Below are 12,195 nucleotides of genomic sequence, written 5' to 3'. Positions count from 1 at the left end.
AATGAAACCGATGGACGAAGTGCTGCTCGTGATCGACGTGCAGAACGATTTCATGCCGGGCGGCGCTTTGGCGGTTCCCCAGGGCGACGCCGTGGTGCCCGCGATCAACGCCTTGGCGGGCAAGTTCGCCCGAGTGGTGTTGACGCAGGACTGGCATCCCGCGGGGCATGTATCGTTTGCCGACAATCACGCCGGGCGCCGACCGTTCGAGACGATGGTTCTGCCGTATGGCGAACAGGTCTTGTGGCCGACGCATTGCGTTCAGGACACGCCTGGTGCCGCATTACATGCCGGGCTACGAATTCCGCATGCGCAGGCGGTGGTGCGCAAGGGGTATCACGCGCACGTCGATAGTTATTCGGCGTTTCTGGAGGCGGATCGCAAGACGCCGACCGGCCTGGCGGGATATCTGCGCGACAAGGGCGTGAGGCGGGTGCATTGCGTAGGAGTGGCGACGGATTTCTGCGTGGCATGGAGCGCGCTCGACGCGAAGGCGGCGGGTTTCGATGTCTGTGTGATCGAGCACGCCTGTCGTGCCATCGATCTCAATGGCTCGCTCGCCAACGCTTGGGCTTCGCTGAGCGCGGCCGGCGTGTCGCGCGAGTGAGTCGAAGGCGACTGATTGAATACCAGACGCCGCGCATCATGCGCGGCGTCGCAAGCTGATGAAATGACGATGGACAAGCTTTACCGTAACGGCCGGTGCGGCCGGAGTGCCCGATGAGTACGCTATCGATTCGTTCTGGGTTTGCCGACCATCTCGGCATCGAACTGCTGCGCGCTGAAGGAGGCGAGTCGGAACTGCGTCTCCCGCTGGCGCCTCAGCATCTCAATAGCTGGGAGGTCGTGCATGGCGGCGCGACGATGGCGCTGCTCGACATTGCAATGAGCACCGCCTGCCGGAGCGTGGCGCCGGAAGGCACGGGCGTCGTGACGATCGAGATGAAGACAAGCTTCATGCAGCCGGGCGCCGGTGAGATGCGGGCGTTTGGCTGCCTGCTGCACCGCACGACAACGATGGCGTACTGCGAGGGCGAGGTGCGCGACGCCGATGGCAAGCTCGTCGCCAAGGCGATGGGCACCTTCAAGTATTTGCGTCGACTCGCGGTGGGACGCGCCGTGCGCGAGCAGCGACGTCCGGACGAAGCGCGCGGCGACTGACGGCCATCGATGCTTTGTGTCGTTCCCAGACGACTCACCAATGGGGTCACTGAGACGATGTCACCGCGAGACAACGCGCATTCGAGGTGTCGCGGCGACTCGCTAACGTGGAGGAAATGCCATGACGATCAATCGACAGATTCTGCTGGTTTCACGCCCGAAGGGCGAAGCCACGCTTGACAATTTTCACTTGGCCGCACCCGAATTGCCGGAGATCGGCGAAGGGCAGTTGCTGGTGCGCAACTTCTATCTTTCCCTTGACCCGTACATGCGCGGGCGGATGAACGACACCAAGTCGTACGCGCCGCCGCAACCCTCGACACGGTCATGATCGGGGCGACCGTGGGTGAGGTGATCGAGTCGCGCCACCCGGACTGGCAGCCGGGCGACGCCGTTGCCGCCATGTTCGGCTGGCAGGAATATGGCATCTCGGACGGCAGCAACCTGCGCCGTATCGACGATGCACGCATTCCGATGAGCGCCTATCTTGGCGCAGCGGGCATGCCGGGCGTGACGGCCTGGTATGGCCTGAATCGGATCATCGCGCCGAAGGCGGGAGAGACGGTCGCGGTCAGCGCGGCCTCGGGCGCCGTGGGCAGCGTGGTCGGTCAACTGGCGAAGCGAGCCGGTTGTCGCGTGATCGGGATTGCGGGGGGCGCCCAGAAGTGCGCCTACGTCGTGGAGACGCTTGGCTTCGATGCGTGCGTCGATTACAAGGCGGGTCATCTCGACGAAGCACTGCGCGCTGCTGCGCCGGATGGCATCGACGGCTATTTCGAGAACGTCGGCGGCGACGTGTTCGACGCGGTCATGCGCAACCTCAATGCCCACTCGCGTATCGCGCTGTGCGGCATGATCTCCGGCTACAACGGTGAGCCCATTCCGCTGAAGTACCCGGGGCTGCTGTTGACGAACCGGGTGCGGCTCGAGGGCTTCATCGTGACCGAGCATCTGGACGTCTGGCCACAGGCACTGAAGGAGCTCACCGACGCCATCGCCGCAGGTGAGCTGCGCTATCGCGAAACGATGGCGCAAGGGATCGAGAACGCGCCTGCCGCATTCCTCGGTCTGCTCAGGGGCGAGAACTTCGGCAAGCAGATCGTGAGGCTCGTGTGATGCGGGATTTTTCTCGAATTTAGAAAGCATCCCTGAATTTCAGGAGTATTGCACTTTACGTACTTCTCATGGACGCGTGCAGTGGGCACAATAGCGGGCTTCCACCTGATAAGCCGCCAGGGCGGTATTCGCTATTGTGACCACTGCTGCCAAACCGCCACCGGCGCCACCCGCGCCACCCGCGCCACCCGCGCCACCCGCGCCGCCTGTGCTTCCCCGCGCCCCGAATCGTGTGCACGGGCGTTTGTTCCCGAGACTCGCTTCGGGAACTGGTTTCTGAAGACCTACACCTGGCGTCATCACGTGCTGCGCGTCGCCATCGAAGACCTGGTGAGGCTGGCGCACGGTGCGATACCGCAGGCCCCCGTCATTCTCGATGCCGGATGTGGCCACGGACAATCTCTGCCGCTTCTGCATCGCTATTTCGCACCGTCCCGCCTGATCGGGTTCGACTGCTTCGCCCCGGCGCTGAGCGACGCGCAGACACACGTGCGAAGCGCGGGGATTTCCGTCGATCTGCGCGCGGGCGATTGTGCCGCGATCCCGCTGCCCGACGCCAGTTGCGACATCGTGTTCTGCCATCAGACCTTCCACCACCTCGTGCACCAGGAAGCGGCTCTGTCTGAGTTCTATCGGGTGCTGAAGCCGCACGGTTTGCTGTGTTTCGCCGAGTCGACCGAGGCCTATATCCGCTCGTGGGTGATCAGACTGCTGTTTCGGCATCCGATGCACGTTCAGCGAAGCGCAACGGGGTATCTCGACATGATCCGCGCGGCGGGATTTACCTTTGGTCCCGAGAACGTGTCTTATCCCTACCTGTGGTGGAGCCGAGCCAAGGACTTCGGGCTGCTGGAGCGGTTGAAGTTGCAGCGTCGCCCGGCATTCGGCGCGCGTGAGGAGACGCTGGTCAACGTCGTCGCGAGAAAGCCGCGCGCGTAAGCGTTTAACGGGTTTGGCGTGGTTAACGTGGTCAACGTGGTCAACGTGGTTATGGCGCTTATCGCGTTTAACGTCTAACGCGCGGAAGTTGGGGCCGGGGCGTTAAACCCGAGCGAGCGTCAGCGCGCCGTAAGTGCCGCCGAAGCCAAAGGTGTTGATCAGCACGCGGTTCACCAGAGTCTCTTGCAGGGTTGTCTGGATCGGAAACGGCGCGGCGTCGGGGTCCAGGCATGCCAGATTGGCTACGCCTGGTACGAAACCTTCTTGCATCGCCCAGATCGCGCACGCGATCTGCATTGCCCCCGCTGCCGCCACGGTGTGTCCCGTAAGGCCCTTGATCGAGGTGATGGCCGGGACCTCGACCACCCCACCGAAGGCGTGCGCCAGCGCATGCAGTTCCGCGATATCGCCGTCGATGGATCCGTTGGCGTGGGCGCTGATGAAGGTGGGCGGTGCCGTCAGCCCACGACACGCTGTTTCGACCACCGCGCTCATGGTCGGGATATCCACACCGAACGCTTGCGACGCGCAGGTGGCGGAACCGACCCCCGTGATTTCAGCGAGCGGGCGTGCGCCTCGCGCCACGGCGTGGGCGAGTGTTTCCAAGATGAGGATGGCGGCACCACCGCCGAGGACGAAGCCGTCTCGTTGGGCGTCGAACGGGCGCGAGGCGAGCTCGGGCGTCGCATTGTGGGCACGCGAGAGTACCCCCATCGCATCGAAACACATCGCCGCGCCCCAGGGGGCCTCTTCGCTGCCGCCCGCGAGCATCACATCCTGCCGCCCGAGCCGCAACAAATCGACGGCGTGCCCCACGCAGTGAATCGAAGTTGAGCACGCTGACGAAATAGCGTAGCCGACTCCGCGCAGGTCGAAGAGCGCGGAAAGTGCGGCTTGCGCGGTACTCGACATGGCGCGTGGCACCACGTAGGGCAGCACCCGCGCCGCGCCGCTTTCGCGCGCGACGTCCAGCGCCGCTTCAAAATCCTTCATCGCCCCGGTGCCGGAGCCGACGACAACGCCACATCGCCCGCTGCTCAATGTCGCGGTATCGAGCCCGGCGTCGGCCACGGCGCGAAGGGCGGCATGGCAGGCATACAGCGCCGTGTCCCCCATGAAGCGGCGCAGCTTGCGCGGCACCGCCGCGTCGTCGAGCGATCCGGCGTGAGGGCGTCCGGTGACTGTCGTGCGCAAGTCGTGAGCGACATAGTCGGGCGCTTCATGAACGCCGCTCGTCCGATGTCGCAGGGCGTCCACGATGGCATCGCGCGTGTGACCGGCGGCGGACACCATCCCGATGCCGGTGACGACGACTCGGGGCAATCCGTCAGGGCGATGAAAGGACGTCATCAGAGACGGCGCAGCTCCGTATTGATGTCGCGGATGAGCGTGTCGACCCAACGGTTGTAGTTGGGATGGATCAACGGCGTATTGGGGGGCGGCGCGGAGGGGAAGTCCTCGCGGCGCGCCGAGGCGTTGGGGTGGGAGAGTTGATACTCAAGATTGGTGCTGTCGCGATAGGTCACCGAGTAAGCCGTTTCGGTGTATTTGATCGTCACCGAGGCAAAGTGCTTGTTGCGCACGTTCAGCGAGGCCACGAGTTCTCCCGGATGCACGGGGCTCACCGTCCAGTCGTGCACGGCGGCGCCGCGCGCAATGGCGCCGCGAATCTCGTCGAGCGAGAGTGTTTTGCCGCTGCCGGCGACGATCGGCACGTGATCGTGCGGCACGATGGGCACCGCCGGGCGCGCCGCGTGGGCGGTGGGCGCGAGGACGGCCGAGGCGGTGATGGCAAGCGAGGCGATCAGCCAGTGTCGACGAGTCTGCATAGGTTCTCCTTCTCCGTTGTGAATGGACGTTGCGTTGCGCAACGCCCGTCAACCCGCAAATCGATGAAAGATCAGCGACGTGTTGATGCCGCCAAACGCAAAGTTGTTGCTCATGATTCGCTGCGTTTCCAAATCGCGGCCCTGAGCGCCTGCGATGTGATCGAGCGGCGCACAGGCCGGATCCGGTGTGTCGAGATTGAGCGTGCCGGCAAACCAGTCGCGGCGCATCATCTCAATGGCCCACCATGCTTCGATGGCGCCGCACGCGCCTAGGCTATGGCCCAGATAGCTCTTCATGGCGCTGATCGGCACGTGCGTTCCGAAGAGGCTGCCGGTGGCTTCGCTCTCGGCAACATCGCCGCGGTCCGTGGCCGTGCCGTGTGCGCTGATGTAGTCGATGGCCTGCGGGGCGAGACCCGCATCGTCGAGCGCGAGCCGCATGGCGCGTGCCATCGTGGCCGCGGTCGGTTGCGTGACGTGATTGCCGTCGGTGTTGCAGCCAAAGCCGACGATCTCCGCGAGAATCGTGGCCCCTCGCGCTTGCGCATGTTCGAGCGATTCGAGCACCAGCGTGGCCGCGCCTTCGCCGACCACGAGGCCATCGCGCGCCGCATCGAACGGCCGCGGTGTGAGCTTCGGTTCGTCGTTGCGCGTGCTCGTCGCGTACAACGTATCGAAGACGGCGCTACCGGGGCCGGACAATTCTTCGGCACCGCCAGCGAGCATGACTTTCGCTCGGCCGAAGCGAATCGCTTCGTATGCGTATCCGATGGCCTGGCTGCCCGAGGTGCAGGCGCTCGACGTCGGGATGATGCGGCCTTGGAGTCCGAAGTGCACGCCGATGTTGACAGCCGTCGTGTGCGGCATCATCTGGATGTAGCTCGTCGATGTCACACCGGCCATCGATCCCGTGTCGACCATGACGCCAAAGGCTTGAATCGGCGCGATGCTGCCCGAAGACGACCCGTACGCGACACCGATATCGCCGGGGTCGTGCGCGGCGACATCCAGCGCTGCGTGGGCGAGGGCATGTTCCGTGGCCCGAAGCGCGAGTTGGGCAACCCGTCCCATGGAGCGCAATTGCTTGCGCGGCCAGTGCGGCGGCGGAGCGAAGTCTTCCACCGGGCAGGCGAGGCGCCCGTTGAGCATTTCGAAGTAGTCCCACTCCGGCATGCGGCGCACGGCGTTCTGCCCGGCGCGCAGCGCCAGCTCAATGTCTTCCCAGCGGCTGCCAAGCGCTGTCACTCCGCCAAATCCAGTTACTACGACGCGTGTCATCAGACGATCCCTCCATTCACGCCGATGACTTGGCGCGTCACGTAGCTGGCCCCGTCCGACATCAGGAACGACACCACATGCGCCACCTCGTCAGGGTGGCCGACGCGTTGCATCGGCACCATGCGCAGCGCTTCGTCGAGCGCCACGCCCTCGAGCATGCCGGTGTCGACCAGCCCCGGCGCCACGCAGTTGACGGTAATTCGGCGCGACGCCAATTCGACCGACAAGGCCTTCGTGGCGCCGATCAGACCGGCCTTCGCGGCGCTGTAGTTCACCTGGCCGCGATTGCCCATCACCCCGGAGACGGACGCCACCGTGACGATGCGACCGCCGGTGCGCAGCCGCACCATGGGCATGGTGAGGGGATGGACGACATTGAAGAAGCCGTCGAGGCTGGTGTCGATGACACTGTCCCAATCGTCGTCGGACAGCGCGGGGAACGCGTTGTCGCGCGTGATGCCTGCGCCGCAGACAATGCCGTAGTACGCGCCGTGTTCGGCAACGTCGGCGTCGAGCACCCGTCGGCAGGTATCGCGATGACGGACATCGAACGACACGAGCGTGGCGGTGCCGCCCGCTTCGCGAATCTGCGCGACGGTGGCTTCGCCGGGAGCGATCTGCTCACGGCAATGAACGGTGACGGCAAAGCCGTCCTGCGCGAGGCGCAGGGCGATGGCCCGTCCGATGCCCCGGCTGCTGCCGGTGACGAGAACGCGTCGGGTCATGATTGGGGCTCCATCAAGAAGGCAGAGAAATCGGTTGGCTGATGTACCTTGAGCGTGGCATCGACCACGGTCTCGTCGTCGGCCTGCACGCAGCAGTCGTAGGCACCGTTGCCGTTGTCGTCGCGTAGCACGCATGTGGCACGCACGAGAACCGGCACGCCGGCGGGCAGCGAGGTCACACGCGCTTCGAGGCGGCGTGTGCCGAGCAGCACGCCCGGCGCGGGGGGCAGGCCATCGATACGACGGGTGAGCGCTTCGTGCGCGGCAATCGCCTGCGCCATGAGTTCGATGACGATGTGGACGGGCATGTTGCCGTGCGCATCCGCATACCAGGCGTGAGCATCGGGCGTTGCCTGCACGCAGATCGACTCGGCGTCGTGCTCGCATACGTTATCGATGAGCAGCATCGGCGGCCGGTGCGGCAGCAGCGTCTCGATCGGCGGCCAGACAGAAGCGGCGGGCATCACAGGGCCTCCGCGCGCGAGAGGATGACGCTGACGTTGTTGCCGCCAAATGCATAGGCGTTCGTCATGACGTGGCGAGGGGCGCGACCGAGCGTGGTGCCGGGGGTGACGAGCCGCAGAGCGCTGAGCTCGGGGGCGGCGTCTCCATCCCAGACGTGCGGCGGGAGGCGGCCATCGCCTGAAAGCGTGAGCCAGCACAATCCGATGCCTGTCGCGCCCGCGGCGCCGAGCAGATGTCCGGTCATGGGTTTGGTGCCGCTTGCCCACGCGGTGGCGCCCAAGCAGGCATGTGTGGCAAGGCTTTCCATCGCGTCGTTCTTCGGCGTGCCCGTCGCATGCAGATGAACATAGTCGATCTGCGAGGGCGCCAGGCAGGCGTCGTGCAAGGCGGCCCGCATGGCGTCGATGGCGCCACGGCCGTCCGGCGCGGGGGCCGAGATGTGATAAGCATCGCTCGATTCGCCAATGCCGGACACGACGATGTCGCCGGGCGCTCGCGACATCAGGCAGAGCATCGCGCCTTCCCCGATGTTGATGCCGTCGCGCTGGCGGCTCATCGGGCGTGCGAGCCCCTGCGAGAGCGACTCGAGCGCGCCGAAGCCGCCGAGGGTCAGCGCGCATAGTGTGTCCGCACCGCCGGTCACTACGGCATCGCAGATCCCGCTGTCGATGAGGCGACGCGCCGCACCGAATGCCTTCGCGCTCGACGTGCACGCCGTCGAGATCGTGTAGGCGGGGCCCTGCACGCCGAGAAACTCGGCAACGAACTGCGCCGGTGCCCCGAGGGCTTGCTGGAGATAGTGATACGCCGCCGGTAACGCGCCGCGGGCCGCGAGCGTGCGTAGCGCGGCTTCGCCTTCGGCGATACCCGACGTGCTCGTACCGACCACCACCCCGATGCGCGTGGCGCCATGGCGTGCGATATGGCGTGCGAGGGTGGGGCGCAACGGTTGCGCTGCGGCGACCAGAAACCGGTTGTTGCGACAGTCGTACCGCTGTAGCCGGGCGGGAAGCGAAGGAAGCGCGTCAGTGGCCACGCGCACGGCGCCCACCACGGGGGCGGGGAACGTAGGCGGCAAGGGCACGTCGTCACGAGCCCGCATGCCGGACGTATCGCCGGCGAACAGTCGCGCGGCGATGCTCGGCAGGTCGTGACCCAGCGCATTGATCATGCCAAGTGCGTGGAGATAGACGGGAGACTTCATGAGCGCAGTTCCGGGTAACGCAGGCTATAGGGGGCGAGCCACAACGCAAATGCGATGCCGATCGTCAAGGTCAGGCCGAAGGCATGCAGGCTCGGCATGGCGCTGAAGGCGAGCAGGCCGAACGACAGCAGGGTCGTCGCGGCCGACATCAGCGTGCCGGCGACCGCAATCGCGGCCATGCGCGGGTCGCCGCCGGCACGTAGTTCGCCCTCGCGCAGAAAGATCGCGTAATTCACGCCGACGCCCAGGACCAGCATCAAGCCCATCTGCGCGAACAATGTCAGCGGCAGGTCGAGATAGCCGAACGCCGCGAACACTGCCGCGGTGGCGAGCAACGTCGGAGTGATGGTGGCGATGGCGCCGCGCCACCCGTAGCGACGCGTGAGCAGTCCAGTCACCACGACGAGGGCGGCGGCGAACCAAATTCCGCTTGCGACGCGATACCGGGCAAAAAGCGCCGAGATGGATGCGGCCTTGTCGACGTAAGTCACGCCGGGCAAGTCGGCCGCCACGCGCCCGGCTGCCGCGCTGTCGCGCAGGCCGTGGGGGCGCACGAGGCTGGCGAAATGACCTGCCATCGCCGGGGCGGACGCCGCCGCCCCGGCCGACGTGCTCACCCGGCCCATCCAGAGCATGCGTAGCGGCGTCGAACCGGGCCACGCGAGCCATTGGTCGACCCGAAGCGGCGGCGTGTCGCTCTCGACGGCGTAGGCATCGGCGTATTGCCGTGCGAATGCCGGGCGGAACCCGGCCCGCGTCATGGCGTCGACCAACGCGTCGGGCGCGTCGAAGCGGGCCGCGCCCAACAGCGCCCGATTGTCGAGTTGACGTTGCATGGACGGCACGAACTGGGAGACGCCGGTCCATCCGTCGAAGGGGGCATCGCGGCGGGCCGCCGCGTCGTCAAGGCGCGCGCCGAGCTGTTCCTCGCGCCGGAGCAGCGCTTCTTCGCTGTCGGCTTGTACCAGCCAGAACTGTGTGGCTCCGTCGATACCGGTGATGCGCGAGATCGCCTGCTCTTGCGCGACCAGTGCGGGATCGCGGGCAATGAGCCGGCGAACGTCGTCGTCGACGCCCAGCCGCCACCAGCCCGGCACGCATGCCAGCAGGATCAGCCCCCCCACTGCCGTGCCGCGCCGCCCGGCAAGCGCGCCGCGCCAGATCGCCAGCCAGCGTTGGGCAAGAGCGACGACCGGCGCGCGCAACGCAGGCACCTCGCGCGGCAGAAAGGCGGGCAAGGCCCAAACGACGAACACATAGGACGAGAGCAGGCCCGCCAGCGCAAACACGGCGATCTGACGCAACGCAGGGAACGGCACGGTGCCGAGAATCGCGTAACCCAGCACGCTGGTCGCGAGGGCGATACGCAATGCCGGACGCAGCATCGGCAGGGTCCGCTGGGCCGCCTCCCGCGTCAGACCGCCAACGCCGACGAAATACTGAATGGCATAGTCGACGGTTTCGCCGATCAGGGCCGCGCCGAAGACGAGCGTCAGCAAGTGCAGCTCTCCGAAGATCAGCAGCGTGGCGAGCGCGGCGCACAGCGTGCCGAAGGCGATGGTCGCGAGCCCCATGGCGAGCAGGCGGCCCGAACGGAACGCCCAGAGCGTGAGCAGCGCAATACCGAGCGTTGCAACGATGCCGATGCGATGCAACTCCGTTTCCGCCTGCGATCGTGCCCCTGCCGCATGGAAGACCGCGCCGCTGCGCAGCACTTCCACGCCGGGCGAGAGGTCTACGATCCGCGCTTGTGCCGTGTCGAAGAATTGAGTGATTCGCTGCTGCACCGCGCTGTCGAAGGCCGGGCCTTGCGTTTGCAGCAACACGAGCACCCATGTCTTCCCCGTTTGGCGCGCGCTCAGCCAACCGTCGTCGGGCAACATCCGAAGCTGGCCGAACGGCAGCCGCGTGAGCCAGCGGTCGAGCCAGCCAAAGGGGTCATCGGCAGCGTCGGTCAGTCCGAAGGGAGAATGGGCCAGCGATAGCGGCGGCAAGCTCGCGTCGCCAGACGCATTTCGGCGAAGCTGCGCCTGCAGGTCGCCGCGATCCGCTGGCGAGAGGAGTTGGAAGCGATGCGGCCGATAGAAATTCGAGAGAAAGGCCGGGTCGAACGGCGGTACCCGACCCTGCACGCTCGCGAAGGCACCGCTCGCACGGGCCAGCGCGTCGAAACGCGCCGCGGCGGCGCGCGCCGCGTGGGCGTCGGGCGCGCCGATCAAGACCACGACACGGTCGCTGACGCTGCCAGCCAAATGGTCCACGGCTTGCTCCGCGACGGGATCGCGCTCGGTCGTGGGCAGCAGCGCGAGCACATTCGTCTGCAGCGGCAGATGGCGCACCGCCAGCAGCCAGATGCCCAGCAGCACGAGGCCCGCGACGAGGGCCAAGGTGAGTGTGCGGCGCAATGCCCGAGTACGTGGCGTCATTCGACCATTCGCAGCAGGCGTTGCGCTTGCACGTCGAGCGTCTCGCCGGTGCGCACCTTGTCGAACTGCCACTGGACGGTCTCACCGCGCCGGGTCTCCAGTGTCACGGTGCGCACGGTCGTGTCGCCGCTGAGCGTGAGACGCCGCATCGCTTGAGCGATCTGTGGTTGTGCGGGCGTGAGCACCACCTGCCAGCGACGCAGGGTGCCCGTGACGGAAATGCCGAATTGGGAGGCGAGTCCGCTGGTGTCGCCCTGCATGAATGCATTGGCCCATTCGTTGATCTGCTGCGAGATGGCCGAGGGTTGCGCGTCGAGCGACACCAGCTTGCCGTCGGCATCGATGCGCGCGCTGCGTTGCGGGCCGTAGACATACCCTTGCGGCTGCGGCGACCGCACTTGCCAAATCACACCGCGTTCGCGCGCGAAAACCAGCGTGCCGCGCGTGAGCGCAGGCGCCGTCAGCAAGGCCGAGGTTCGCGTCTGGATGAAATCGGCGTGCACCACGGGATGCGCACTGATCTGCGCGAGAATTCGCTGGAGCAACGCCGAATCGGCCGCCGCTGATGCCGAAACGGGGGCGGTCTCGGTCTCGGTCGCGACGGCTGTTGCCGGCGACAGCCCGACGCCGACCAGTAGCGCGACGGCAAGCACGCTCGCAGCACGCGGCATCAGATGGCGGCCCATACGGCCTCCAACTTGCTCAGCACGACGGGGGGACTCACGAATTGCAGTTCGCCGTTGCGCGCGTCCACCGCGACCTGGACGGTATATCCCTTGGTCATGCGCGTTTCGGTAGCGATGTCGTGAATCTCGTAGGCGATGCGAAGCCGATTCTCATATTCGGTCAGTGATGCCGTGACGCGCACCCGCTGCCCGTAGCGCGCGGGGCGAACATACTTGAGATGGCATTCGACGATGGGCCAGAGATAGCCGGACGCCTGCATCTGTGGATAGTCGTAGTCGAAGCGGCGCAGCAGCACGCAGCGTGCGATCTCGAAATACTTGACGTAGTGGCCGTGCCACGCGACTTCCATGACATCGACGTCATGG

Annotated in this window: 12 protein-coding genes and 1 pseudogene; 4 read left to right on the top strand and 9 right to left on the bottom strand. The window is 66.2% G+C overall.

Going from position 1 to position 12,195, the window contains the following annotated elements; genetic code table 11:
* Position 1 precedes the first annotated feature (1 nt).
* The 4 genes and pseudogenes from pncA to DRB87_RS12590 all read left to right on the top strand — a co-directional run bounded on the left by pncA (position 2) and on the right by DRB87_RS12590 (position 3,216).
* Positions 2–607 carry a bifunctional nicotinamidase/pyrazinamidase gene (gene pncA, locus DRB87_RS12610; RefSeq protein WP_130026146.1) on the top strand — a complete coding sequence of 202 codons (606 nt, stop codon included), beginning with the start codon at positions 2–4 and terminating at the stop codon, positions 605–607.
* Positions 608–720: 113 nt separating this feature from the next.
* Positions 721–1,161: a PaaI family thioesterase gene (locus tag DRB87_RS12605; protein WP_130026145.1), complete on the top strand. Its 441-nt coding sequence runs from the start codon at positions 721–723 to the stop codon at positions 1,159–1,161.
* Positions 1,162–1,282: 121 nt separating this feature from the next.
* Positions 1,283–2,277: pseudogene (locus DRB87_RS12600) on the top strand (NADP-dependent oxidoreductase).
* A 276-nt stretch (positions 2,278–2,553) separates the two neighbouring features.
* Positions 2,554–3,216 carry a class I SAM-dependent methyltransferase gene (locus tag DRB87_RS12590; RefSeq protein WP_165385433.1) on the top strand — a complete coding sequence of 221 codons (663 nt, stop codon included), beginning with the start codon at positions 2,554–2,556 and terminating at the stop codon, positions 3,214–3,216.
* Positions 3,217–3,318: 102 nt separating this feature from the next.
* Here the strand turns inward: DRB87_RS12590 and DRB87_RS12585 are convergent, their stop codons facing one another.
* The 9 genes from DRB87_RS12585 to DRB87_RS12545 are packed head-to-tail and all read right to left on the bottom strand — an operon-like array spanning position 3,319 to position 12,179.
* Positions 3,319–4,566 carry a beta-ketoacyl synthase gene (locus DRB87_RS12585; RefSeq protein ID WP_130026143.1) on the bottom strand — a complete coding sequence of 416 codons (1,248 nt, stop codon included), beginning with the start codon at positions 4,564–4,566 and terminating at the stop codon, positions 3,319–3,321.
* Complete coding sequence (locus DRB87_RS12580) at positions 4,566–5,045, bottom strand: hypothetical protein (protein ID WP_130026142.1); 480 nt, start codon at positions 5,043–5,045, stop codon at positions 4,566–4,568. Before DRB87_RS12580 ends, DRB87_RS12585 begins: the two co-directional genes overlap by 1 nt.
* A 48-nt stretch (positions 5,046–5,093) precedes the next feature.
* Positions 5,094–6,323, bottom strand: coding sequence for a beta-ketoacyl-ACP synthase (locus DRB87_RS12575; protein ID WP_130026141.1), 1,230 nt, complete (start codon positions 6,321–6,323; stop codon positions 5,094–5,096).
* On the bottom strand, positions 6,323–7,048 hold the full coding sequence (locus DRB87_RS12570; RefSeq protein ID WP_130026140.1) for a 3-ketoacyl-ACP reductase FabG2: 726 nt from the start codon (positions 7,046–7,048) through the stop codon (positions 6,323–6,325). The genes DRB87_RS12575 and DRB87_RS12570 overlap by 1 nt, the downstream gene beginning before the upstream one ends.
* The gene (locus DRB87_RS12565; RefSeq protein WP_130026139.1) at positions 7,045–7,512 is read right to left on the bottom strand and encodes a beta-hydroxyacyl-ACP dehydratase; all 468 of its coding nucleotides are present in this window, start codon (positions 7,510–7,512) and stop codon (positions 7,045–7,047) included. Before DRB87_RS12565 ends, DRB87_RS12570 begins: the two co-directional genes overlap by 4 nt.
* Positions 7,512–8,717, bottom strand: coding sequence for a beta-ketoacyl-[acyl-carrier-protein] synthase family protein (locus DRB87_RS12560; protein ID WP_130026138.1), 1,206 nt, complete (start codon positions 8,715–8,717; stop codon positions 7,512–7,514). Before DRB87_RS12560 ends, DRB87_RS12565 begins: the two co-directional genes overlap by 1 nt.
* Complete coding sequence (locus tag DRB87_RS12555; RefSeq protein WP_130026137.1) at positions 8,714–11,143, bottom strand: MMPL family transporter; 2,430 nt, start codon at positions 11,141–11,143, stop codon at positions 8,714–8,716. Before DRB87_RS12555 ends, DRB87_RS12560 begins: the two co-directional genes overlap by 4 nt.
* Positions 11,140–11,829, bottom strand: coding sequence for an outer membrane lipoprotein carrier protein LolA (locus DRB87_RS12550; RefSeq protein ID WP_130026136.1), 690 nt, complete (start codon positions 11,827–11,829; stop codon positions 11,140–11,142). Before DRB87_RS12550 ends, DRB87_RS12555 begins: the two co-directional genes overlap by 4 nt.
* A complete protein-coding gene (locus tag DRB87_RS12545) occupies positions 11,814–12,179 on the bottom strand; it encodes a thioesterase family protein (protein ID WP_130026135.1) in 366 nt (121 codons plus the stop codon). The genes DRB87_RS12550 and DRB87_RS12545 overlap by 16 nt, the downstream gene beginning before the upstream one ends.
* Positions 12,180–12,195: the final 16 nt, after the last annotated feature.

This window comes from Pandoraea sp. XY-2, from assembly GCF_004193915.1.
In the GTDB taxonomy this organism is placed as follows: Bacteria; Pseudomonadota; Gammaproteobacteria; order Burkholderiales; family Burkholderiaceae; genus Pandoraea; species Pandoraea cepalis.
Note: the sequence above shows the minus strand (reverse complement) of the source record. Positions and strands in the feature narration are given on the sequence as shown.